The organism is Ruegeria hyattellae, assembly GCF_041537925.1.
In the GTDB taxonomy this organism is placed as follows: domain Bacteria; phylum Pseudomonadota; class Alphaproteobacteria; order Rhodobacterales; family Rhodobacteraceae; genus Ruegeria_C.
In genome coordinates this window covers 28,157-50,692 of sequence record NZ_JBGOSH010000021.1, presented here as the reverse complement: position 1 = coordinate 50,692, position 22,536 = coordinate 28,157, and the positions used below count along the sequence as shown (strand labels likewise).

Here is a 22,536-nt window from a genome sequence, read left to right as displayed (position 1 = left end):
GCGAACGTACAGCCACACCGCGTTCGCGATGATCTGAGGAGGAAATCGGTGGCGCTTGTAGCAGATTGATGATGACTTCATCGATGTCACCTACGTCCAATTGCTGACATGAGCAACCGAACGGCAGTTAACGTGACAACACCATTTACGGCGTTGATGGACGGCAGCTCTGGGCCGGCCTCATCAACATGCGCTGAGCAAGTAAGGTCGATGCTGCGCCGCCTCTGAGGTCAGCGGTGAGCCCATATTGTTCTTGGCTGCATGCCCTACACACGTCCGCTCACCATAGGCGCCTACCTAATTAAGGAGCCTTTGGGCACGTTCAACGATATCTTCTCGTGAAAGGACACTCGGAGGTTCCAACAAGTGGGTAACATTTACACTTAAGCGGTGAACTTCGGCATCTGTCTCAGCCAGTTTTCGGATCGCCGCTCCCATCTTCCAACGGTATTCGATATCTGCGGGACGCTTTCCGACCGTAGTTGGGTGTTCCAGGTCACGGGTTTCCATGACAGACCAACCAACTTGATTGAGCGCTTCAGATGCTTCGAAGTATCGCGACGCGAGACGATCCAAGCCACCGGTCAATCCGGAACGCAATGCCCGTGCTTGACCTGAGGACAAGCTTATGCCTTGCCCATACATCGGGTTGAAGCTTGTCACCGCTTCACCCATGGGAATTATCCCCCGTGGAAACCGTTCCATTCGATCATAGCGAAACCAAATTCCCTTTGGGATTTTGTAGGAGCGAAAGTCGGATACGGGCACGGCCCGGCTCAGTTTTTCGTGGATGATGGGATGGGCAAGGCCCTTCGTCCATTCAACGAAACCTTCTGCCTCGCGTGGTGCCATGTCACCGCCCCTGCCATACATGGTCGCAAGCCAAATTCCGCCGTCGACGGGTGTTAAATAGGCCGCGCGCGTGTTGGGCGGTATTGCGAGCATAAGGCAAGCCCAGGTATCATCTACCAGATCAGGAGGTGGGCGAAATAGTCCGGACGTGTACGACATACCGATGCCCAGTTCCTGACGTTCGACGTCACCATAACCGTGGTCGACGAGCCAGCGCGGAAGAGTCGTCGCGCGACCGGAACAATCAACAACCAGGTCCGAAAAGATTTCCGAACCGATGTCGCCTGTTTGAATTTTCACGCCAGAAACGTCGCTATTACCATCAGTGCAAAACTGCGTAAATCGAGTGGCTTCCTTGATTGATACATTTGGTAACGCAAGAACACGCTTGCGTGTCACGTGTTCCAACAAAGGCCGAGTTACCGACGGTGTAAGGATACCTACATCTCGAATTGGAGTCGGGCCAGCCGCATCGTGGAACCAGATATCCTTGTTTCTGCGAATTTGAACAGCGCCCGCCTCATATAGTTCGGTCATGATACCTGGCAGAAAATCCTCCATGGCTTCAACTGCATATCCAAGGAACGTATGTACGTGTGCGCCTTGAGGGACTCCTTTTCGAACTTGAGGCCTGCGCGGTAGATCATCCTTTTCGATAATTATAACCTCAGAAAATTGGTCTGAGAGCACAGCTGCTGCCATCAGACCGGCCATGCCAGCCCCAACTACAATAACTCGTTTCTGTTGTCGGCTATCCATCACAGCGTCCCACACTTCCGTTTGAAACGAAGACTAGAATATTTTTGATTTTATTCAGCAGCCGCCGTTTTCACTCAAAAGTTGGATGTCCGAATTTTCTGCCTTGCGGTTTCTCATGTACCCAAAATGCTGCACCGTCGTCCAATGTCAGCTTTCGGGAAACCGGCAGGAGAAAATTGACAGGTGTCGAATGTCGGCTGTGGGCCGATCTTCAACCCAACCGCTTCTTGAATCTTAGAGTGGCCACCAACAATCCGAATGCCGCAAATCCGATCATCCAGAGAATTCCCCAGCGCAACTCGTATAGCGACGCGTCACGCAGGATCACGCCGCGGATCATGTCCATGAAATGGGTTGCCGGCAGGACCTGAGCAATTATCTGGACGGGTTGTGGCATACCGTCGAAGGGGAACATGAAGCCCGACATCAGGATCGAGGGCAGCAGGACAAAGATGGTCATCTGCATCGACTGCAATTGGTTCTGCGCAAGCGTCGAAATCACCAGCCCGAGCGACAGACTGGCAATGATGAACAACAATGTCACCACAAGCAAAGTGGCCAATCCACCGTTTATCGGAACATCGAATAGTATATGCCCGAGACCCAGAATGATCGCGACCTGGATGAGGCCAAGAAAGATGTAGGGGATAATCTTGCCGACCATCAATTCGATCGACTTGATCGGGGTGTTGATCAGCATCTCCATATTGCCCCGTTCGCGCTCCCGTACGATCGCGGCCGAGGTGAACAGGATCATTGTCATGGTCAGGATCACGCCTACAAGTCCCGGGACGATATTGACCGCCGATCGCTGTTCCGGGTTGAAGTATAGTGTCACTTCGAACGTTGGAACCTGACGGTTCGGCGGCAGTTTCAACAGCTCGGTCAAAGGCATTGTCCGAAGCGACTTGATCGCGCTGGCGACCATCGTGTCCGAACCATCAACGATCCAATGCGCAACAGGTCGGCCACTGCTCTGATCCGTTGCGTCTGGCAGGCCCAAGCCAATAGACGGACTGCGCGCAAGCCGATAGGCCACATCCGGCGGAATGATCAGCGCGGCGCGTACCCGGGATTCCGTAATCGCGCGCTCAGCCTCCTGTGGAGTGGTAAGCTCTTCGGTTATTGTCACGACCTGCGTGGCCTGAACCAGCTGCGCCAGTGTTCGGGACAGTTCCGTTCCTGATTGATCCACGAGCGCGACGGGTACGTGACGCAGGTTGGTGTTGATCGCATAGCCAAACAGCAGCAGCTGGATCAAAGGGATCATGATCACCATGGCGAAGGTCATCCTGTCCCGCCTCAGCTGGAGCAGTTCTTTCTTCAGGACAGCGGCGATACGGCGTGGAGAGATCACTGTTCCGGTCCCCGCGTTGCGCTGACAAAGACGTCTTCCAGGTTTGGCCGTTGCGGGGTCAGGGACAGGTCCGGAAAGGCCTCAAGCTGGCTGCGCAGCATATCTACGGGCTGAGTTTCGGATTTGTCTACCAGCACGCGCAGGCGTGATCCTACCTGCGCGGTCGACAGAATCTTGGGTTTGCCGTCTAGTTCATGTTTGACCTTTCGCAGGTCTGGCCCTTCAACTTCTACGACGTCGGCTTGCAGATCATCCATCAACTGACGGGGTGAGCCATCGGCCTTTTTTACCCCATGCTGCAGGATCGCGAGCCGGTGGCAGCGCTCTGCCTCGTCCATGAAATGCGTGGACACGATCATGGTTGCACCCTGATCGACCAGATCGAACAATTGCTCCCAAAACGTGCGGCGGGTTTCAGGATCGACGGCGGATGTCGGTTCATCCAGGAATAGCAGTTTAGGCCGGTGCATGACGGTTGCCGCAAGGGCCAGCTTTTGCCTCTGACCGCCGCTCATACTGCCACTGAGCTGATGCACATTTGTCGTCAGGTCATAGGTGTGCAACAGCTCGTCGATCCGATCCTTGGCCGCCTTGACGGGAATGCCATAAATCTCCGCTGCAAACCTGAGGTTTTCCAGCACGGTCAGGTCGCGGTAGTATGAAAATATCTGGGTCATGTACCCGATTTCGTTCTTCAATGGCTCCGCTGCTTCGGGCATGGATCGACCCAGAACCGAGATCGATCCGTTGCTGGGGGTAAGCAACCCGGTCAACATCCGCATGGTTGTTGTCTTGCCGCAACCATTGGGACCGAGAAACCCATAAATCTGGCCGGTTCGGATCTCCAGATCCAGTTTGTTGACTGCAATGTTCTTTCCGAACTGCCGGGTCAGGCCGAGCGTCGAGACAACGACGTCGTTCATGGCATGGGGACCTGTACCGGAACACCGGCTGGCAAATCGGGCGATGCGGCAGGCAGGTCAATCTCGGCTAGATAGACCAGCCGCGCCCTGTCATCCTTGTTCAGCCCGTAATAGGGCGTGAACGACGCGTCGTCGCTGATCCATCGCACGACACCTTCGAGCGGAGCCTCAAGCCCATCGATGCGCACTTCAAGCCTGTCGCCGGGCTTTAGCCTAACCCGATGCGGTTCCGGCACATAGACACGCGCGTAAGGCGTCTGCCCGGTGACCATCACGGCAACCGGACTGCCCGAGGTCACGCGTTCTCCAAGATTCCACGGCAGAGAATCCAGCACTCCATCGCGGGTCGCCACCACCGTCAGATCATCCCGAACGGTCTGCTCGGCTTCGACCAAAGCTTCCGCCGCGCGCACGTTGGCCTCGGCGACCGCCAGATCCTCCGGTCGCGTACCGTTCTGCAGCTCCTTCAAGGACTCCTGTGCGCTGGCCAATTCGGCCCGGGCTGAATCCCGCAGCGCCAGATCGTTTGCGACCTTCGCTTCGGTTACCACGGAATTTTCGACCAGAATGGAGTTCCGGTCATAAACGTCCTGGGCATCGGCCAATCGCGCCACGGCGCCAGCAACTTTTGCCTCGGCAATTGCAATCTCTTCCTGTCGCGGACCGATCTGGAGTTTAAGGAGCGTCGCCTGCGCCTTTTCAAGTTCAGCCTGTGCCAGTGCCAACTTTGCGCTTTGCAATGTGGGATCAAGCTGAACCAGCGTGTCGCCTGCCTTGACCACGGCTCCCTCTGCAACTGGCAAATCGATGACGATTTCGCTGGCTGTCGCGGTCAAGGCCACCCGGTCGCGCGCCAACACGCCCAAAGCGACGCTGGTATCGGACCCAGAGCACCGGTCCAGAAAGGCGGGCAGTACAGCCGCCAGAATCAAAGGTATGGAGATCGTCAGATTCAACGGGGCTTCCCTCCGGTGATTGGCCTTTGAACGCGTTGGATAATAGTCAAAGCATACAATCAGGAAATCTGATTTATGTATACGGCTCAGCCGCTACACGTGGCAGAACGGGTTCATGTGGGCAGTCGCGCCAACCACTCCTCCAGCTTTTCTCCGGTATCAAAGAAGTCAACAAAATCTTCAAGCGATTGCAGATACCGGTTAAAATCGACACCGTTCGCTCGAAGTACCTAAACAACATAATCGAGCAGGACCTCCGGTTCATCAAGCGGCTCACGAGGCCGATGCTCGGCTTCAAAAGCTTCGCCTCCGCTGCAGCGACACTTGCCGGGATCGAGGCCGCCAACATGATCCGCAAGGGGTAGCTTGGCCAGTTGAAGTGTGGCTTTCGTCAGTTTGCTGATCTCGCGGGAAAAACCCGTCCAGGCAAATCGGTCGCTCTGATCCGTGAAAAAATTGCGACAAAGCCCAAAATAGTCTTTCAGGTCATGCGATACCCGACGTTTCTGAGTGTCACGATCCGCTGACCTTCTCCACCGATCTTACGTCTAAGACGCCCAACATAAACATCAACAACGTTTGTCAATGGGTCTTCGTTCATGCCCCAAACCGAATTCAAAATACGCTCTCTGGACAAAACGCGCCCAACATTGGTCAGGAACAGAAGAAGTAGGTCACGTTCTTTCTTGGACAACTGGATTTCCTGACCTTCAACGGAAACCTGAAGTGAGCGCCTGTCAAATGTAAGCGTTCCGCAAGTAATCACTGTATCGTTGAGATCGTTGGCATAGCTGTTGGCGCGGCGGTGCAGCGCCTCAACTCGCGCGATCAGTTCGTCAAAGTCGAACGGCTTGGGAAGATAGTCATCTGCGCCAATCTTCAGCCCTTCCACTCTTTCCTCGGGGCTATCCAGCGCGGTCAACATCAGGATCGGGATTTTTGATTTCCTGGCGCGCAATTTGCGACAAACGTCTTGCCCCTGAATCCCCGGTAACATCAGATCCAATAAAATGATGTCATAGTTGCTGGTAGCTACGTGCTCCAAAGCATCTTCGCCACTTGGTGCATGATCCACAGACCAGCCTTCAGCGGCCAATCCGCGACGTATAAAATCAGCTACACGGGCTTCGTCCTCGACAAGCAAAATGTTCATCATACGCCTCAATTATCTCTCTGCTAACAACCGTGACGATGCGCGGTTGTGTGCGACCTAACCGGTTGCCCAACTTGCTTTTGAAGCAGACTGGCACGCATTAGCCGGTTTCTCGCAGCACGTCGTTTTGAACAACCTTCATTCGCGGCGCTTTGGGAAGCGTTATGTTGACCTTCAATCCGCCTTCCTGGCGATCCTGAAGGTCGACTGTCCCACCATGTGCCTCGACAATCGACTTAACGACAGGAAGTCCGAGACCGCTCCCCTCGATACCCTGGCCCGAAGCGTTCGACCCCCGAAAGAACCGGTCGAACGCCTGGGATTTTTCCGCCGAGCTCAGGCCGGGACCGTCATCTTCGATTGTGATCGTGCAAGACGCGAGCCCTTCTTCCAACATCGCGCCAATTGTTGGGCCTCCATATCTTCGCGCGTTCTGCAGCAATGCAAGCACCGACTGGCGAAGCCGAACTTCGTCGACCGACGCCATAACCTTGCAATCCGGAATTTCGACCTGAACCGGATCGGGGAACATCGCCACGGCATCGCGCAGTATTTTTCGCAGATCCGTTTCTTTGCGATCTAGTCTGAGCTGACCCGCTTCAAACCGGGCAACGGTTAGCATGTCATCAACGATTTGGTTTGTGTGCTTTGCGGAATCTCGAATACGGGCAAGTGAATCTGAAGCGTCTTCTGACAGCGTTTCTGATGTCCGCAGAGTGACATCGGCCTCACCGAGGATAATTGCCAGCGGCGTTCGTAGTTCGTGGCTGATATCGGCCATCAAACGCTTGCGGTTCTCTTCACCTGTTTCAAGTTTATCGATGAGTTGCTGAAGCTCAAGCGTTCTGGCAGCAACGGTATCCTCTAGTTTCTTTTTTTGCTCGGCGCGACTAGCTTCGCGAGCAGCCAACCCTTCAGCCATGCTATTCAGGACGGTGCCCAACTCTCTGAATTCTTGGCTTCCCCCCAGGCTTATTGACTTTGAATAATCGGCCCCGCGCAGGTGTCCAATGCCGTCTGCAAGTCGTGTAAGTGGCTTTCTGATCTGGCGGTTGAACGACACGAGCGCCACAAGCAAAACGCCAATTGCGGCAAGAACGATCAAGTAAACCAATCGTTCATTCCATTTTCTAAAGGCTGCTGCTTCGGCCAATACCTCGTCGACCTCCTCAGCCTCTTCATCAAGGGCAGACTGGATTTTTTGATCGAGCTCGTCGTCGATGTCACCGTCCAGCAAGGCGGCCAGGCGTTCAATTCGGACAAATGTCTCGATACGGCTACCATTGGCTGAAAGGTTCGCGATGGCTCCATTGACGGATTCAATGCCATCCTCGATCTCATCAAGAAGTTCGAGTTCTTCGATCTCCTCGTCGCCGACCATCTGGATTTCACGCGCGATCGTCGTTCGGATCGAATCTAGTGTCTGATCGATTTTCGCCTGCAGTTCTTCTTCGCTTACGCCGTCGTCCCGGTCTCCGATAAGAAGCGCATCGCCGTGTTGCTTGAACAGACGGTATAGGTCTGCCTCAAGCCTCAGATGCAGCCCATAGGATTCTTGGGCCAGTGATATCCGGGCGTCCCACCATCGCGTTTTCTCGAGGCTGTAAAGGGTGAGCCCCGCAAGACCTCCCAGGAAAGCTACTAATACAGCAGCGTAAATCCCGAATAGAGTCGATGAACGCATTTCAAATGACCTTTGAATCCTGTTTCACATTAGGCGAGGTGGCATCTTCAGCCATTATGATGGTGGCCGCCGATAGCTTCTGTAAAGTTTCAAGCAATTTGGCTTGGCGATCCCTGCATGAACCCCACCTGACAGAAGCGATTACGACGACGTCAGCTTTGCCAAGAACTGCACGCACAAGATCGATACTCAATGTTTGGAAGGGTGACAGCCCGTTACCATTTTCTGCCAACCGCTGATCAAGGTCATCGGGTGCCCCAAGCAATTCGGACAATCCAAAGGCCTGCATAACCTTTGCTATTTTCTGATCATTTGGTCTTTTCGAACACATCAGTGTTGCCGAACGGCGCAAACTGCCTTGAAGCCCGACGTGATTATCCCCGACAAAGGCGATTTTGGGGGCTCTATCTTGCCCACTATAGCGAACCGCAATGCCCTCATTCGTATCAAGTCCCGCGATACACCGGGCGATACAGTATGCGTGCTTCCCCCCCAACGCTGATGTTGAACCTGATGGGGCCGCGAAAGAGATAGAGTTTCCATCCAATTCCCCGGTGACTTCAATTTCGGGGGAGAGGCCATGATCTGCGCCGGCTCGCATCAACACCGGTTCCGAAAGCAGCCTAGCTGCCTTTTCGCGCGCAACGCTCCAGGCGCAATAATAGTCCCACGCCCCGGCAAGGTTCTGCAACGGAAGGGCAAGTAGCGCCAAAACAGAAAGGCTCGCAGCCACTGTCGCCGGTGCTGTTTCGTTTTGGCTTGCCAGCCAAAGCATCAAAAGACCGGTAAGCGCCACACCCAGTTGCAATACTGCCTGGAGGCTGGCGGTTCTACCTTGACGTGCCAATGCGTCGCGGCGCAGCGATAAGCCTTGTTTCTCAAGCTTGCGCAATTCGCGGTCGGTTCGACCCATCAGGTCCAGTTCAGGCGCGATAGCTATCCGCTCAATCATGGAAATCGCGATATTCGCACGATTGCGACGCAGCTTTTGATGCCGGCGGGCCAGATGCCAGGCCAGCGATCCCATGATAAGCAGTGTGCAACTGAGTGAGGCAATGCCATAGACCGCAAGGGCAGGATCAAGAAAGTAGAGAACGGATACGGCACCCGGAATAACAAAGGCTGCGGACAAAACGTCTGGTAAACCACGACCAAACCATAGGCGCGCCGCAGATAGGTCGCCGACAAAACGCAAAGACAGCGCACCAACCCGGCGTTCTTTATGCCGAGATTTGGGAAGTCGGGCTATCTGCTTATACAGCATACGGCGTAAAGAAATCGCGTAGCTTTGGCCAAGCGCTTCTGCGCGATATTTTGAAAGAAACAGGCACGCAGCTGCAACCATGCCGGATATCGCCAGCTGCAGAACCGTACTCGTTGCAAGAGCATGGCCAGCATGAAGCGCTGCAAAGGCATCACGAGTAGCAAACGCTGCGAAAGCCAGTGCAACAGCCTGCACTATACCGCAGATTGTAAGTAGGACCGCATCAAAGATGCGGTCCTTTGTGGCCAGTTCCGAGAGGGAGGTCATGCGGCCACGTTGACAGTTTCACGTCGCATCAGCGGTGCAACATGTTGGGTTATGATCGCGGGCGACCAAAGATCTTCGCGTGATAAAACCGGGCGACCGGTTACCTCAGCAGCTTCAGCGGCGGCCAAGGGGGAACAACTTACCATTCCGGAGATCGCGAAGGGGCTTAGACCCACCTTGTTCAGAACGGTCACACCGCCCAGAGCACTCAGTGCGTCCGGCGCGGCAAAGAGGATGCCGTCCAGCCGATCTCGAATGCGCGAAGACTGCAAGATAGCCCGCGTTTCCTGCTGGAACACACCGTCAGCGATCTCAACCACCACAACCTCGGCGCCGCGCTCAGCTGCGGTCGCAACCAGCGTATCAAAACCGGCTTCAATCGTTTCTAGCGGCATCCGATATGTCGTGGCCATACCGACGTCCGTGAAGTCGAGCGCCGGCGCGCCCCCGTCTTCGAAACTGTTGAAGTCACCAAAGGCTCCGGTCCCAGTCGCTTTCACACCGGCAACTGAGTAACCCGAACGCATAAGACCATGACCAAGGCTTGAGGCAGCTGTTGTTTTCCCGGAGTTCATCGAAGCCCCAAAAACGCCAATGACTGTGACTTGCTCATTGTTAGGCAGAGAGGGCAATGAGTAGTCCGCCACATTGATCACCTGACCGGTTGCATTGGTCAGAAGGCCGATGGGCTTCAACCGCGTTGGATCATCCATGCGTGTATGCGCTGCATCCACCCGGCCAGCGACGCCACCACCTGCGACCAGATCGATAAGATCATCATCAATCACCGCACTGGCAAGAAACTGATCTGGCGCGTACCGGTCACCCAAACAAAGGACAACATAGTCACCGGGATAGCTGACCGAGGCGCGGCGTTCTGCCAATTGGATTTTCTTGTGATGGCCAACTTCGGCAATCTCACAGAGGATAAGGTCCCCTGCTTTTGCGGCACCCATTTGCACGGACAGACCGCGCACATCGGATCGGTTAACTCTGCGGGTTGTAAATGCCCATTTTGCGATTTCGCAAGCGACGGGAGAGGTTTGAAGAAACTGTGTCATGCTGTGCTCCGTGACTGGCTGTTCAATGAAATCGTTTTGCCAATGCGACGTGAGAAGAATTGCAAAGTGGAATGAAGGGTCAGCATGCGGTCAAATGAACAGCAAATGAACACGCGCTGTTGGAGCTACGTTTCTAAGCTGCGCCTTGTCAGGCCAATTGAATTCCGGATTGCTCACACGCACAGTCTTAGAAAACAACACAGCGGTTGTATTCGCTTAGTCATCATCACCTCTGTCATCTCCATCATCGTCGCGATCATCACCACGGTCGTCCCCATTACGCTCGTCCGATCTGTCATCATCGTTTTCCCGATCTCCATCTTCACGTCGATCGCCCCGCTCATTTTTTTCGCTTCTTCCGTTATCAACCCCACGGCGTAATTCGATGATCGTGATGCGATCGTCTCCGTTGCTATCAATCTCCTCAAGAAGCCTGCGTGCGCCAGGCTCTCCGAATTCGGCGGTGAGTTCATTCACGCTCAAAACCCCATCTGAATTGGAATCAACTGATCGAAAGCTAGCTGTTTGCGCCGAGGCTTTGTTGATTTGACTTGTGGCGACAGAAGTAATGAAAGCTAAGAAAATGATGTAGGCTGCGCGAAGGGGTATCCCTGACGCGCGTCGCGCAATCCCAATTCCAGTTTTTGACACAGATCACCCTTTGCCCGTCGGTTGTTTTTGCGGACCAACGCTCTTTTATCCCAGTAGGGCAATATGGCTTTCAGAGATGAAATTTGCCTATTTGGAAAATGAACGCCAGATGAACGCCACCAGCTACACCGGAACGCGGCTTTTTAAAATGATATCGAATCTCTTGACCGAACTCTGCTAACCCCGGCAAAAGCCAGCTGCCAGCATAGCCGGATCGCTAGCTCCATCTAGACTGCTATCAAAAAAATCGACAAAACCCCCGCCCTCCATTGCCGCCCTTTACCTCTGAGACTGCCGCGCAAAAGGTGCGGATGGCAGAAAACGCTTGGAACAGCCGCGACCCCGACATCGTCACGGCGGCCTATACTGACGACAGCCTATGGCGAAACCGCTCGGAATTCCTGCAAGGTCACGACCAGATCCACGCCTTTCTGACCGCGAAATGGCAGCGCGAGCGGGAATATCGCCTGATCAAGGAATTATGGGCCTGCGCCGGGTCACGGATCGCGGTGCGCTTTGCCTATGAATGGCAAAATGAGAGTGGGCTATGGGATCGCTCCTACGGCAACGAAAATTGGGAGTTCGCCGCGGATGGCCGTATGGCCCGGCGCATCGCCTCGATTAACGATCTGCCGATTTCGCCTGCTGAGCGACTGTTTCACTGGCCGCAAGGTCCACGCCCCGTAGATCACCCCAGCCTGACCGATCTGGGTCTTTGAAGGAGACCAAGAGATGCCCCGCGCTTTCTCGGAACGTACATTCACACCAGCCGTCATCGCCCATCAGGAACGGATGGGCTCGGCCCGAAGCTATGCCAAATTCATCGAGGGCGGCCCGCAGCAAGGTCACATCATCGGTGAGTCGGAAAAGGCTTTTATCGAGGCGCGCGACGGCTTCTACCAGGCCACGGTGTCCGAGATCGGCTGGCCCTATGTGCAGTTCCGCGGCGGACCGCCGGGCTTTCTGAAGGTGCTGGGACCGCAGACCATCGGCTATGCCGATTTCTCGGGCAACAGACAGTATATCTCGCGCGGCAATCTCGACGGCAATGACCGGGTGGCGCTGATCCTGATGGATTACGCGAACCGGCAGCGGCTGAAACTGCTGGGCCGGGTGTCGTTTTCCGAAGGCGAGGGCGCCGCCGCCAGCCTGTTTCCCGACGGGTCGGATGCCACCGCCGAGCGGGCCGCGATCATCCGGGTTGAGGCGCTGGACTGGAACTGCCCGTGCCATATCACGCCGCGCTATTCAGAGGCGGAGCTGCAGCCGCATCTACAGAAATTCGGCGTGGAACTGGCACAACTCAAGGCCGAGAATGACGCCCTGAAACGGGCGCTCGCCGAACAGGGAACTCCTCTCTGATATCTTCAGAGCAAAGGAACAAGCCAGTCGAACGAGTTTGGACAAACGATTTGCAAATCGCGTTACAATCGCCTGTTCCCGGAGCTCCGCCCGTTCGCAGGCGAAACTGTCCACTGGACAGTTTCCGGGAAGCCCGCTCACCCCATCCAACGCCGCACCGGCGCATTGCTTTCCTCCAGCGGTTGGCAGATGACATCAACGAGGGTCGGTCCGTCATGGGCAATGGCCTCGCGCAGCACGCGGTCAAGGTCGTCAGGATTATCGACCCGCCAGGACTTCACCCCATAAGCTGCGGCCACTGCGGCCTGATCGGTCCGGTTGAAATCCACGTTGTAATAGCGCGCGTCTTTGTCCGCGTATTGGCTGGCTTTGATCCAGCCGAAGTTCGAGTTCGAGAACACTACATAGGTGATCGGCGCGCCAACCCGGCAGACGGTTTCCAACTCGCCACAGGTAAACCCGAAGGACCCGTCGCCCATCAGCGCCACGGTCTTCGAGGCGGGCCTCCCGAACCATGCCCCCAGCGCGGCAGACAGGGCGTAACCCAACGCCCCATGGGCGCGGTTGGTGATGAAATGCCGCCCCGGTCTGGGCAGTTGGTAATAGGCCGAGAAATACGGGCAGCTTGTCCCGGGGTCCGAGACCACGGTGGCATCCTCGGGCAGCACCTCCATTAGCGTCTTGATGACCCGTTCGGGACGGATCGGGCCATCGGTTGCTTGCGCAAGGTGCTCGAATGTCTCGAACTTGCGCGCCTTCTTTTCGGCAACAGCTGCCGCGCCGCCGAATCCATCGGCACCCTGACTGCGTTGGTCGAGCACCGCATTTGCCTCATCCAGCGCCAGTTGCAGATCGCCGACCACCGCCACTTCGGTCCGGTAATTGGCGTTCATCACCATCGGGTCGCTGTCGAAATGCACGACCCGCGTGCCCGGCCCCGGCGCTTCCCAGCGCGCGGTGGTGGTGGAGCCAGCCCGGCAACCCATGAAGATCACCAGATCGGCGGCCTCCATCATCTCCCACGTCTCGTCGGTGCCGCCATTCGATCCAACCACACCCAGGCAGTTCGGATGGGTCTCGGCCAGCGCGCCCTGCCCCGAGATTGAGGTCGCCACCGGAATGTCCAGCCGGGTGGCGAACCGCTCGAGCGCCTCCCAGGCCTGCGCGATCACTACGCCGCCGCCGCAGACAATCAGCGGGGATTTGGCCGACAGGATTGCCTCAACCGCCGACTCGACCGCGCCGGGCAGCGGGGACTGGCGATAGGCCGGATAGGTGGCGGTCGCCGGGTCCGCCCAGATATCGGTCGGATCGACCGGATCATACTGGATGTCATAGGGCAGCCCGATATGCGCGGCCCCCGATCGCCCGGTGGTCATCGCCCGAAACGCGGCGCGTACCATGCGCGGGATGTGATCGGCCCGGCTGAGCACCGTGTTCCATTTGGTCAGCGGCGCCATCAGTGCCTGCTGATCGACCTCGGTGAGAGGATACTTGCCGTAAGACGAGACCGAAATATCCGTGGTGATCCCCAGCACTGCGTAGGAACTCTCTGACGCCTCGATCAACCCCGGCAGGATATAGGTCGCACCACCGCCCGAAGGCCCCTCGGCGACACCGACCCGCCCGGTCACGCGGGAATAGCCATCCGCCATATAGGCGGCAGAGCGTTCATCGCGCGTCAGCACATGGGTGATCGAATGATCCAGCCGCAGCATCGCGTCATAGAAGGGCAGCGTGGTATCGCCACACAGCCCGAAGATATGCTGCACACCCTGCGCCTGCAGCATGCGGACCATTGCTTCGGCCCCGATCATCCGGTTTTCCATACGACTCACCCATCCCTGCATTCAAAATTGTATACAGTTGTGAATGACCGGTTGCACACATGTCAATCCCGACCTAGTCTTTGGTAGAACAAGGAGCAGACATGGCGAAATCCGAAAGCAATGTTGACCGGATCTACCAGGCGCTGCGGCGCATGGCGGCCGATTTCGCCTTCAAGCCCGATGCCCGCATCAACGAAAGCGCGCTGGCAGCGCAGCTGAATGCCTCGCGCACGCCGATCCGGGAGGCGCTGAACCGGTTGGTAGCCGAAGGGTTCCTGACCTTCCACTCCGGTCGGGGCTTCTTTTGCCGCTCGCTGTCGCCGGAACGTGTGATGGACCTTTATGAGGCCCGCGTCGCGGTTGAGACCGAAGCGGTGCGGTTGGCCTGCGAACGCGGCAGCGACGAGGCCATCGCCGCGCTGGCGCGCACTTTGGAGGCGGTGGCTCCGGATTATATCCCCGCTGCCGATGCCGAAGCGCTGCTGGCGCTGGATGAGGCGTATCACACCCAGCTCTGTCAGTTGTCGGGCAATGCAGAGCTGTGCCGGATGCTGGATAATCTCAATGACCGCATCCGCTATCTGCGCCTGATCGACCTGCGCCGCCTGCGCGAAACCGCACCCGACGGGCAGAGCATGGTATCGGCCCACCGCAGGATCGTTGACGCGGTGTCCCGGCACGATGCAGAAGAGGCCACGGCTCAGATGCGCAGCCATATTGAACGCAGGCGCGAAGGTGCGACGCAGGCCGTGCGCGATGCTTTCGCGCAGCTCTATGTTCCCGATTTGTGAGGTTCCGACATGTCCCGACAAACAGGAGGCAAGACTGTCTACGGCGCAAGCGTTGGCATCCTGATGCTGGAGACGCAATTCCCGCGCATTCCGGGCGATATGGGCAATGCAATGACCTGGCCGTTCCCGGTGCAATACCGGGTGGTTCGCGGGGCCTCGCCCGACCGGATCGTGCGGGGTGACCCGCATACGCTGCTTGACGGCTTTGTCGAGGCCGGGCGCGATCTGATTGCAATGGGCTGCGACGGGATCACCACCAATTGCGGGTTTCTGTCGCTGGTGCAGAGCGAGTTGCACGCAGCTCTTGGCGTGCCTGTTGCCACCTCATCCCTGATGCAGGTGCCGATGGTTCAGGCGATGCTGCCGCCGGGGCGCAAGCCGGTGATCCTGACCATCTCGAAAGCGACGCTGACGCCCGATCACCTGTCAGCGGCGGGTGTGCCGCCCAGCACGCCGGTCTATGGCACTGATACCGGCTGCGCCTTCACCCGAGACATCCTGGGCGACGCCGCAGAGATCGACTTCGAGGCCTGCAGACAGGACATGCTTGACGCGGCCGACGCAATCGTCGCGGGCGAACCGGATGCCGGGGCGATCGTTCTGGAATGCACCAACATGGTGCCTTACGCCGCCGATATCCGGCACCGGACCGGTCTGCCGGTGTTTTCGATCTACACGATGATCCAGTGGTTTCAGGCCAGCCTGTTGCCCCGCCGCTTCCCATCCGGGATCGATGATCCGCGTCCCGGGCACCAAACAGGCTAAAACACCAAAAAACGACCGTAGGAACCTTGACCTTCCAGTTACTGGAGGCCCTATCTGAGCCATGTCCGCGACATCCAAGGTCTCTGCCATGCCCGAATCGCAAACTGTCACATTGCAATTGACCGGCCTCTCCTGCGCCTCTTGCGTGGGACGGGCGGAAAATGCCCTGAGAGGCGAACCAGGCGTCATCAAGGCCAATGTGAATCTGGCCACCGGCAAGGCCGCCATCTGCTTTGACGGCAGCCTCACCGACACCGACCGGCTGGCGCAAGCTGTCTCTGATGCGGGCTATCCGGCACAGGCCAATCAGGCAGAGGACCCTTCGACGCAGGCGGACAGCGATCTGTGGCGCGCCACGCTTTTGGCCGCCGGGCTAGCTCTGCCGGTGTTTATTCTCGAGATGGGCGGTCATGTTATTCCCGGGTTCCATCACTGGGTCCAAAACAGCATCGGCACCCAGGCCAGCAACCTGATCCAGTTCGCCCTGACCTCGCTGCTGCTGCTGGGGCCGGGCCGCATCTTCTATGTCAAGGGCATTCCGTCGCTCCTGCGCGGCGCGCCAGACATGAACGCGCTGGTGGCGCTGGGGACGGCGGCGGCTTATTGCTACTCGGTGGTGGCGACGTTCGCGCCCGGTCTGCTGCCCGCTGGCACCGCGCATGTCTATTATGAGGCCGCCTGCGTGATCACCGTGCTGATCCTGTTCGGGAGGCTGCTGGAGGCGCGCGCCAAGGGCCGCGCCAGTTCGGCCATCAGGTCGTTGCTGAAATTACAACCGAAATCGGCGCGCGTCGAACGCGAAGGCAGGCTTGCCGATATCCCGATCCCTGAGCTGCGCGCGGGCGATATCCTGATGATCCGACCGGGGGAACGCATCCCGGTGGATGGCACCGTTCTGGATGGCCATTCGCGGGTCGATGAAAGCATGATCAGCGGCGAACCGGTCCCGCTTGCCAAAGCTGAAGGCGCCGAGATCATCGGCGGCACCGTCAACGGCACCGGCGCCTTGCGGGCGCAGGTCACGCGGGTCGGCGCAAATACGGTCCTGGCCCGGATCATCCAAATGGTCGAAGAGGCGCAATCCACCAAGCTGCCCATTCAGGGTCTGGTCGACCGGGTCACCATATGGTTCGTACCCGCCGTGCTTGTGATCGCTGCGCTGACCGTTACCGGCTGGCTGTTCTGGGGTCCCGCCCCTGCCCTGCCGCTGGCGCTGGTGGCTGGTGTGTCGGTTCTGATCATCGCCTGCCCCTGCGCCATGGGTCTGGCCACACCCACCTCGATCATGGTCGGCACTGGACGTGCGGCAGAACTCGGCGTGCTCTTCCGCAAGGGCGACGCGTTGCAGCGCCTTCAGGAGGCCAAAGTAGTCGCCTTTGACAAAACAGGGACATTGACCGAAGGGCGGCCCGAATTGACCGATCTGAGTGTTGCCCAGGGCATCAAACGCGACCACGTGCTGCAATTGGCAGCCGCAGCCGAGGCGCGCTCGGAACATCCCATCGCCAGCGCCATTACACGCGCCTGGACCGGGCCGATGCCCGAGGTGGCACGTTTCGCGGCACTCACCGGGCTGGGCCTGAGCGCCCGGATCGACGGGGTGGATGTGCTGATTGGCGCAGATCGGCTGTTCGACCGCGATACGCTCGATCTGGGCGAGCTGCGCAAGACCGGTCAGGCCTGGGCCGCACAGGGCAAGACTCCGATCTATGTGGCGCTTGACGGTCGGGCAGCGGCGGTAATGGCGGTGGCCGATCCGGTCAAGCCAGAGGCCGCCCAGACCATTGCCACCCTGCATGAGATGGGGCTGCAGACAGCGCTGATCAGTGGCGACAACCGAGCCACAGCACAGGCCGTGGCCAATCAGCTGGGGGTCGATCAGGTGAGTGCTGAAGTTTTGCCCGACGGTAAAGTCCACGCACTGGACGCACTGCGGGAAGCGCATGGCGCAGTGGCATTTGTCGGCGACGGCATCAATGATGCGCCGGTGCTGGCCAGCGCCGATGTGGGGATCGCCATCGGCACTGGAACCGATGTGGCCATCGAGGCCGCCGATGTGGTGCTGATGAATGGCGACCCGACCGGTGCGGTCGCCGCGCTGAACCTGTCGCGCCGGACCATGCGCAATATCCGCCAGAACCTGGTCTGGGCCTTTGGCTATAACATCCTGCTGATCCCGGTCGCCGCCGGTCTGTTGCATGTCTTTGGCGGACCGCTGCTGTCACCGGGGCTGGCCGCCGGGGCAATGGCGTTTTCCAGCGTCTTCGTGGTCACTAATGCGCTGCGCCTGCGCCGCATCCGACCCGGCGGGTCGTCGCCACGAAGCACACCAGCGTCTCTGCCCACGCAAATCCCGAAGGCATCAGGCGCATGAATATCGGGGATGTTTCCGACCGTTCGGGCCTGCCCGCCAAGACGATCCGCTATTACGAAGAGATCGGCCTGATCTCTCCGGCCCGCGACCACAATGGCTATCGGCGCTTTGCCGAGCAGGACTTGCACAAGCTGGCCTTCCTTGCTCGCGCCCGCGCGCTTGGCTTCACCATTGAGGAATGCCGGGCGCTACTCGCGCTCTACGAGGATGACACCCGCGCCAGCGCCGATGTGAAACGCATTGCCCGCGATCACCTGCGCCGGATCGAAGCCAAGATCGCTGATCTGCGCGCCATGCGCGACACGCTGACCGAACTGGTCGATGCCTGCGCCGGAGACTCACGGCCCGATTGTCCGATCCTGCGCGATCTGGGCCGCGAGGGTTGATCCGCCTTGCCCTTTGTCCCCGGCTTTGCTTTGTCTCTTGGCAACAGTTGGGTGAGACAGAAGGAAGGATCGTCACATGGCGAAAGTCGCATTTCTCGGGCTTGGGGTCATGGGCTATCCCATGGCAGGGCATCTTCAGGCGGCAGGTCACGAGGTGACGGTCTACAACCGCACCGCCTCCAAGGCCGAGGCCTGGGTGGCCCAGCATGGTGGCGCGATGGGCAAGACGCCCGCCGAGGCGGCGCAGGGCGCGGGATTCGTGATGGCGTGCGTTGGCAATGACGACGATCTGCGCGCCGTATGCACCGGCGCCGAGGCGGCCTTTGCCGCGATGCAGCCCGGCGCGATCTTCGTCGATCACACCACCGTGTCGGCCAAGGTAACGCGCGAGTTGTCCAAGGCGGGCAAGGAACGTGGCCTGGGCTTTGTCGATGCGCCGATCTCGGGTGGTCAGGCCGGGGCGGAAAACGGCGCTCTGTCGATCATGTGCGGTGGCGAAGAGGATACTTATGCGCAGGCGGAACCGGTGATGTCCGTCTATGCCCGCATCTGCCGCCGCATCGGCGACAGCGGCGCGGGGCAGATGACCAAGATGTGCAACCAGATCGCCATCGCGGGCCTGGTTCAGGGCCTCAGCGAGGCACTGCATTTCGCCGAGAAAGCCGGCCTTGACGGCCGTGCGGTGGTTGAGGTGATCAGCCAGGGTGCTGCCGGAAGCTGGCAGATGTCGAACCGGTACGAGACCATGCTGGACGATCATTTTGAACACGGGTTTGCGGTCGACTGGATGCGCAAGGACTTGGGCATCTGCCTGGACACCGCCGATGATACCGGGGCCAGCCTGCCGGTCACGGCGCTGGTGGATCAGTTCTACAAGGATGTGCAGAAGCTGGGCGGCGGGCGCTGGGACACGTCCTCGCTGATCAAACGCCTGCGCGCGATTGGGTGACCTGCTTGGGGCGCCGCCTCCACCACCCGTGCCGGGCGACTCCCCTAGATACTTGTAGCCAGATGAAGAACGGATTCTCGCGTTTGTGAGAGAGGCAATATGCAGCATTGGATGAACGCGCTGAAACAGCACTGGGGCATTGCCGCCGAGCTGAAACAGCTGGATGGGGAATATGACCTGAACTTTCTGGTCGAGACGGCAAACGGATCGCGTCATATCCTGAAGGTGATGCGCGCAGGGTGTGACCCGGCGCTGGTTGAAATGCAGATTGCCGCGCTCGATCATATTGGCACGACGGCACCGGGGCTACCCGTTGCAAAGGCTGCGGCGGCGCTGGATGGTTCCAAGCTGGTCGAGGTTGCGGATGCGGACGGGCTAGCCCGGCTGGTCTGGCTCCAGGAGGGCCTGACCGGCGACTGTTATGCCCGCGTACGACCGCATTCAGAAGACCTGATCCTGAAGCTTGGCCGGGTTCTGGGGGCAACCGACCGGGCGCTGGACGGGTTCGCGCATCCCGCGTTGACGCGCGACTTCAAATGGGACCTGACGGCTGCCCGCTGGATCGAGGGCGAGCTGGATGTCATCAGGGACGACGACCGGCGGGCGCTGATCAACGGCATCGCCGATGCCTTCGCCCGGATCGAGGAGCGCCTGACCGCCCTGCCAAAACAGGCGATTCACAATGATGCCAATGATTATAACATTCTGGTCGAGGGCGATCTGGGCCGACACGGCATTTCGGGGCTAATCGATTTCGGGGATATGTGCGCCGCGCCAAGGGTCTGTGAATTGGCGATTGCCGGGGCTTACGTGGTACTGGACCACCCCAAGCCTGAGCGCGCGTTGGCGGCACTGGTGCGCGGCTATCACGCAGCGAACCGACTCTCGCCCGAGGAGATCGGCCTGATCTGGCCGCTCTTGCGGATGCGGCTGGCGGTGTCGGTGGTCAATTCCGCGCTGATGGCGCTGGAGCATCCGGACGATGCTTATGTGACGATCAGCCAAGCTCCAGCCTGGCGGTTCCTGGAGCGTGACGCGCAGGGTAACGGGCTGATGACCGCCCGCCTGCGCGCGGCCTGTGGCCTGCCGGTGACTGACGGGGCGGAACGTGTCCGCGCCTATATCGACGCGCATCGCGGCACGCTTCCAACGCTGATCGGACAGGACCTGAGCGAGGCCCCGATGGGAGCACTGTCGGTCGAGAGGTCCACATGGCCACGTGATCCGTTCCATATGCCGGTCGAGGATGCGGCAAGACTTGGTGAGGTTGTGCCCGAGAATGTGATCTGGCTTGGCCACTATAACGAACCGCGGCTCATTTATGCCGAACCGGGCTTTCGCGCTGGGCCGTGGCGGGCGTCGGACCGCCGGACCGTGCATCTGGGCGTCGATGTCTTTGCGCCTGCCGGAACCTTGATTCATGCGCCGCTCAGCGGTCGGGTCGAGGCGGTCGAGAATCGCAGCGATCCGCTCGATTACGGCGGTGTGTTGATCCTGCATCACGAGACACCTCAGGGCGATGCGTTTTACACGCTTTATGGTCACTTGGACCCCGAGGTCTGCGACCGGTTGAAGCCTGGCGATCCGGTGGCGCAGGGCTCGGCCTTTTGCCGGTTGGGCACGCCTGAGCAAAACGGTGGCTGGGCGCCGCATGCGCATTTTCAGCTCACGCTGACGGGTGATGGCATGGCGCCGAACTGGCCCGGTGTTGCGGATCCCGACGATCTCACGTTCTGGGCGGATATCTGCCCGAATCCGGCGGCGCTGCTGAACCTGTCGGACGAGAAAGTGACTTATCTTCCGACACCCAGAGAAGAGGTGTTGCGCGACCGGCTGGCGCATTTCGGTGGCAACCTGCGGCTGACCTATGACGAACCGGTCATGCTTGTGCGCGGCTGGCGGCATCATTTGTTTGACGAATGGGGCCGCCCCTATCTGGACGCCTATAACAACGTGCCCCATGTGGGACATGCACATCCGCGCCTTCAGGCCGTTGCCACCGATCAGCTGGGCCGGGTCAACACCAACACCCGCTATCTCCACCCCGCGCAAACGGCGTTTGCCGACAAGCTGCTGTCGAAACTGCCCAAGCCGCTGCAGGTCTGTTTCTTTGTCAATTCCGGCAGCGAGGCCAATGAGTTGGCCCTGCGACTGGCCCGCGCCCATAGCGGCGCTAAGGGCATCGTGACACCCGATCACGGCTATCACGGCAACACCACCGGCGCGATCGACATCTCGGCCTACAAGTTTAACGCGCCGGGTGGCATCGGGCCAAGCGACTGGGTCGAACTGGTTGAGGTTGCCGACGACTATCGCGGTCGGTTCCGGCGCGATGACTGCGAGCGCGCCAGTAAATTCGCCGATCTGGTTGACCCGGCCATTGCGGCCCTCGTCGAAAAAGGGCACGGGCTGGCCGGGTTCATCGCCGAGACGTTCCCGTCGGTCGGCGGTCAGATCATCCCACCGGTGGGCTATCTGCCTGCGGTCTATGAGAAGGTGCGCGCCGCAGGTGGTGTCTGCATCGCCGATGAGGTGCAGACCGGGCTGGGCCGGTTGGGCGAACATTACTTCGGTTTCGAACAGCAGGGCGCGGTGCCCGATATCGTCGTGCTGGGCAAACCCATCGGCAATGGTCACCCCATCGGCGTGGTCGTCACCACGCACGCCATCGCTGACAGCTTCGCGCAAGGGCCGGAGTTCTTTTCGACCTTCGGGGGCTCGACCCTGTCTTGCCGGATCGGCAGGGAAGTGCTGGACATCGTCGACGAGGAAGGCTTGCAGGACAACGCCCAGCGCATGGGCGCATGGCTGATCGACGGCTTGCGACAGATCGAGGGCGATTTCGCTTGCGTCGGTGATGTGCGTGGCATGGGGCTGTTTCTGGGCGTCGAACTGGTGAACCAGGACGGCTCGGAAGCCACCGAGATCTGCGCCTATGTCAAGAACCGGATGCGCGACCACCGAATTCTGATTGGCAGCGAGGGGCCCAAGGACAACATCCTGAAAATCCGCCCGCCGCTGACCATTGAGGCTGAGGATGTGGACATGATCCTAACAGTTCTGCGGGAGGTTCTGGGCGAAGTGGGTGTGATCGCACCGACAGCCGCCTGCGACCACACCCACCATCATGGCGGGTGCGGCTGCTGTTAGCGT

The 22,536-nt window shown here is 58.9% G+C and carries 18 protein-coding genes and 1 pseudogene; 9 read left to right on the top strand and 10 right to left on the bottom strand.

Features of this window, described 5'->3' with window-relative positions:
- Nucleotides 1-297: 297 nt before the first annotated feature.
- The 4 genes from AB1E33_RS27755 to AB1E33_RS27740 all read right to left on the bottom strand — a co-directional run bounded on the left by AB1E33_RS27755 (nt 298) and on the right by AB1E33_RS27740 (nt 4,847).
- Nucleotides 298-1,611 (bottom strand): NAD(P)/FAD-dependent oxidoreductase, encoded by a 1,314-nt coding sequence (locus AB1E33_RS27755; protein WP_372580462.1) that lies wholly within the window; start codon nt 1,609-1,611, stop codon nt 298-300.
- Between the two features lie 211 nt (nt 1,612-1,822).
- Nucleotides 1,823-2,968, bottom strand: a complete 1,146-nt coding sequence (locus AB1E33_RS27750) for an ABC transporter permease (protein WP_372580461.1) — start codon at nt 2,966-2,968, stop codon at nt 1,823-1,825.
- Nucleotides 2,965-3,891 (bottom strand): ABC transporter ATP-binding protein, encoded by a 927-nt coding sequence (locus tag AB1E33_RS27745; RefSeq protein ID WP_372580460.1) that lies wholly within the window; start codon nt 3,889-3,891, stop codon nt 2,965-2,967. Before AB1E33_RS27745 ends, AB1E33_RS27750 begins: the two co-directional genes overlap by 4 nt.
- A complete protein-coding gene (locus tag AB1E33_RS27740; protein ID WP_372580459.1) occupies nt 3,888-4,847 on the bottom strand; it encodes an HlyD family secretion protein in 960 nt (319 codons plus the stop codon). Before AB1E33_RS27740 ends, AB1E33_RS27745 begins: the two co-directional genes overlap by 4 nt.
- 155 nt (nt 4,848-5,002) lie before the next feature.
- Here AB1E33_RS27740 and AB1E33_RS27735 point away from each other — a divergent pair.
- Nucleotides 5,003-5,212: pseudogene (locus AB1E33_RS27735) on the top strand (DDE-type integrase/transposase/recombinase); the annotation flags it as partial.
- 116 nt (nt 5,213-5,328) lie between these two features.
- Here AB1E33_RS27735 and AB1E33_RS27730 read toward each other — a convergent pair.
- From AB1E33_RS27730 to AB1E33_RS27710, 5 genes are all read right to left on the bottom strand, one after another.
- Nucleotides 5,329-6,000, bottom strand: coding sequence for a response regulator transcription factor (locus AB1E33_RS27730; RefSeq protein ID WP_372580458.1), 672 nt, complete (start codon nt 5,998-6,000; stop codon nt 5,329-5,331).
- A 100-nt stretch (nt 6,001-6,100) separates the two neighbouring features.
- Nucleotides 6,101-7,684: a sensor histidine kinase gene (locus AB1E33_RS27725; RefSeq protein ID WP_372580457.1), complete on the bottom strand. Its 1,584-nt coding sequence runs from the start codon at nt 7,682-7,684 to the stop codon at nt 6,101-6,103.
- Between the two features lies 1 nt (nt 7,685).
- Nucleotides 7,686-9,215 (bottom strand): ABC transporter transmembrane domain-containing protein, encoded by a 1,530-nt coding sequence (locus tag AB1E33_RS27720; RefSeq protein WP_372580456.1) that lies wholly within the window; start codon nt 9,213-9,215, stop codon nt 7,686-7,688.
- Complete coding sequence (locus AB1E33_RS27715; protein WP_372580455.1) at nt 9,212-10,276, bottom strand: hypothetical protein; 1,065 nt, start codon at nt 10,274-10,276, stop codon at nt 9,212-9,214. Before AB1E33_RS27715 ends, AB1E33_RS27720 begins: the two co-directional genes overlap by 4 nt.
- A 216-nt stretch (nt 10,277-10,492) precedes the next feature.
- Nucleotides 10,493-10,753, bottom strand: coding sequence for a hypothetical protein (locus AB1E33_RS27710; protein ID WP_372580454.1), 261 nt, complete (start codon nt 10,751-10,753; stop codon nt 10,493-10,495).
- A gap of 443 nt (nt 10,754-11,196) precedes the next feature.
- On the opposite strand from AB1E33_RS27710, the gene AB1E33_RS27705 reads away from it, so the two are divergent.
- A complete protein-coding gene (locus tag AB1E33_RS27705; RefSeq protein WP_372580453.1) occupies nt 11,197-11,646 on the top strand; it encodes a nuclear transport factor 2 family protein in 450 nt (149 codons plus the stop codon).
- A gap of 13 nt (nt 11,647-11,659) precedes the next feature.
- Nucleotides 11,660-12,289, top strand: coding sequence for a pyridoxamine 5'-phosphate oxidase family protein (locus AB1E33_RS27700; protein WP_372580452.1), 630 nt, complete (start codon nt 11,660-11,662; stop codon nt 12,287-12,289).
- Nucleotides 12,290-12,426: 137 nt separating this feature from the next.
- On the opposite strand, the gene AB1E33_RS27695 is transcribed toward AB1E33_RS27700, so the two are convergent.
- Entirely contained in the window at nt 12,427-14,118 is a 1,692-nt protein-coding gene (locus AB1E33_RS27695) for a thiamine pyrophosphate-binding protein (RefSeq protein ID WP_372580465.1), read from the bottom strand.
- 101 nt (nt 14,119-14,219) lie between these two features.
- Between AB1E33_RS27695 and AB1E33_RS27690 the strand changes: the two genes are divergently transcribed.
- From AB1E33_RS27690 to AB1E33_RS27665, 6 genes are all read left to right on the top strand, one after another.
- On the top strand, nt 14,220-14,909 hold the full coding sequence (locus AB1E33_RS27690) for a GntR family transcriptional regulator (RefSeq protein WP_372580451.1): 690 nt from the start codon (nt 14,220-14,222) through the stop codon (nt 14,907-14,909).
- Nucleotides 14,910-14,918: 9 nt separating this feature from the next.
- Complete coding sequence (locus tag AB1E33_RS27685; RefSeq protein ID WP_372580450.1) at nt 14,919-15,674, top strand: aspartate/glutamate racemase family protein; 756 nt, start codon at nt 14,919-14,921, stop codon at nt 15,672-15,674.
- Nucleotides 15,675-15,762: 88 nt separating this feature from the next.
- Nucleotides 15,763-18,048 carry a heavy metal translocating P-type ATPase gene (locus AB1E33_RS27680; protein WP_372580449.1) on the top strand — a complete coding sequence of 762 codons (2,286 nt, stop codon included), beginning with the start codon at nt 15,763-15,765 and terminating at the stop codon, nt 18,046-18,048.
- Nucleotides 18,045-18,434, top strand: a complete 390-nt coding sequence (cueR, locus tag AB1E33_RS27675) for a Cu(I)-responsive transcriptional regulator (RefSeq protein WP_372580448.1) — start codon at nt 18,045-18,047, stop codon at nt 18,432-18,434. The genes AB1E33_RS27680 and cueR overlap by 4 nt, the downstream gene beginning before the upstream one ends.
- A 76-nt stretch (nt 18,435-18,510) precedes the next feature.
- A complete protein-coding gene (locus tag AB1E33_RS27670) occupies nt 18,511-19,383 on the top strand; it encodes an NAD(P)-dependent oxidoreductase (protein WP_372580447.1) in 873 nt (290 codons plus the stop codon).
- 99 nt (nt 19,384-19,482) lie between these two features.
- Nucleotides 19,483-22,533, top strand: a complete 3,051-nt coding sequence (locus tag AB1E33_RS27665; protein ID WP_372580446.1) for an aminotransferase class III-fold pyridoxal phosphate-dependent enzyme — start codon at nt 19,483-19,485, stop codon at nt 22,531-22,533.
- Nucleotides 22,534-22,536: the final 3 nt, after the last annotated feature.

What these genes read in the sequence shown, in the direction of transcription:
- AB1E33_RS27685 (WP_372580450.1), top strand. Translation starts at nt 14,919, where the DNA reads ATGTCCCGACAAACAGGAGGCAAGACTGTCTACGGCGCAAGCGTTGGC.
- AB1E33_RS27700 (WP_372580452.1), top strand. Translation starts at nt 11,660, where the DNA reads ATGCCCCGCGCTTTCTCGGAACGTACATTCACACCAGCCGTCATCGCC.
- cueR (WP_372580448.1), top strand. Translation starts at nt 18,045, where the DNA reads ATGAATATCGGGGATGTTTCCGACCGTTCGGGCCTGCCCGCCAAGACG.
- AB1E33_RS27665 (WP_372580446.1), top strand. Translation starts at nt 19,483, where the DNA reads ATGCAGCATTGGATGAACGCGCTGAAACAGCACTGGGGCATTGCCGCC.
- AB1E33_RS27680 (WP_372580449.1), top strand. Translation starts at nt 15,763, where the DNA reads ATGCCCGAATCGCAAACTGTCACATTGCAATTGACCGGCCTCTCCTGC.
- AB1E33_RS27725 (WP_372580457.1), bottom strand. Translation starts at nt 7,684, where the DNA reads ATGCGTTCATCGACTCTATTCGGGATTTACGCTGCTGTATTAGTAGCT.
- AB1E33_RS27695 (WP_372580465.1), bottom strand. Translation starts at nt 14,118, where the DNA reads ATGGAAAACCGGATGATCGGGGCCGAAGCAATGGTCCGCATGCTGCAG.
- AB1E33_RS27715 (WP_372580455.1), bottom strand. Translation starts at nt 10,276, where the DNA reads ATGACACAGTTTCTTCAAACCTCTCCCGTCGCTTGCGAAATCGCAAAA.
- AB1E33_RS27690 (WP_372580451.1), top strand. Translation starts at nt 14,220, where the DNA reads ATGGCGAAATCCGAAAGCAATGTTGACCGGATCTACCAGGCGCTGCGG.
- AB1E33_RS27745 (WP_372580460.1), bottom strand. Translation starts at nt 3,891, where the DNA reads ATGAACGACGTCGTTGTCTCGACGCTCGGCCTGACCCGGCAGTTCGGA.
- AB1E33_RS27720 (WP_372580456.1), bottom strand. Translation starts at nt 9,215, where the DNA reads ATGACCTCCCTCTCGGAACTGGCCACAAAGGACCGCATCTTTGATGCG.
- AB1E33_RS27670 (WP_372580447.1), top strand. Translation starts at nt 18,511, where the DNA reads ATGGCGAAAGTCGCATTTCTCGGGCTTGGGGTCATGGGCTATCCCATG.
- AB1E33_RS27730 (WP_372580458.1), bottom strand. Translation starts at nt 6,000, where the DNA reads ATGAACATTTTGCTTGTCGAGGACGAAGCCCGTGTAGCTGATTTTATA.
- AB1E33_RS27755 (WP_372580462.1), bottom strand. Translation starts at nt 1,611, where the DNA reads ATGGATAGCCGACAACAGAAACGAGTTATTGTAGTTGGGGCTGGCATG.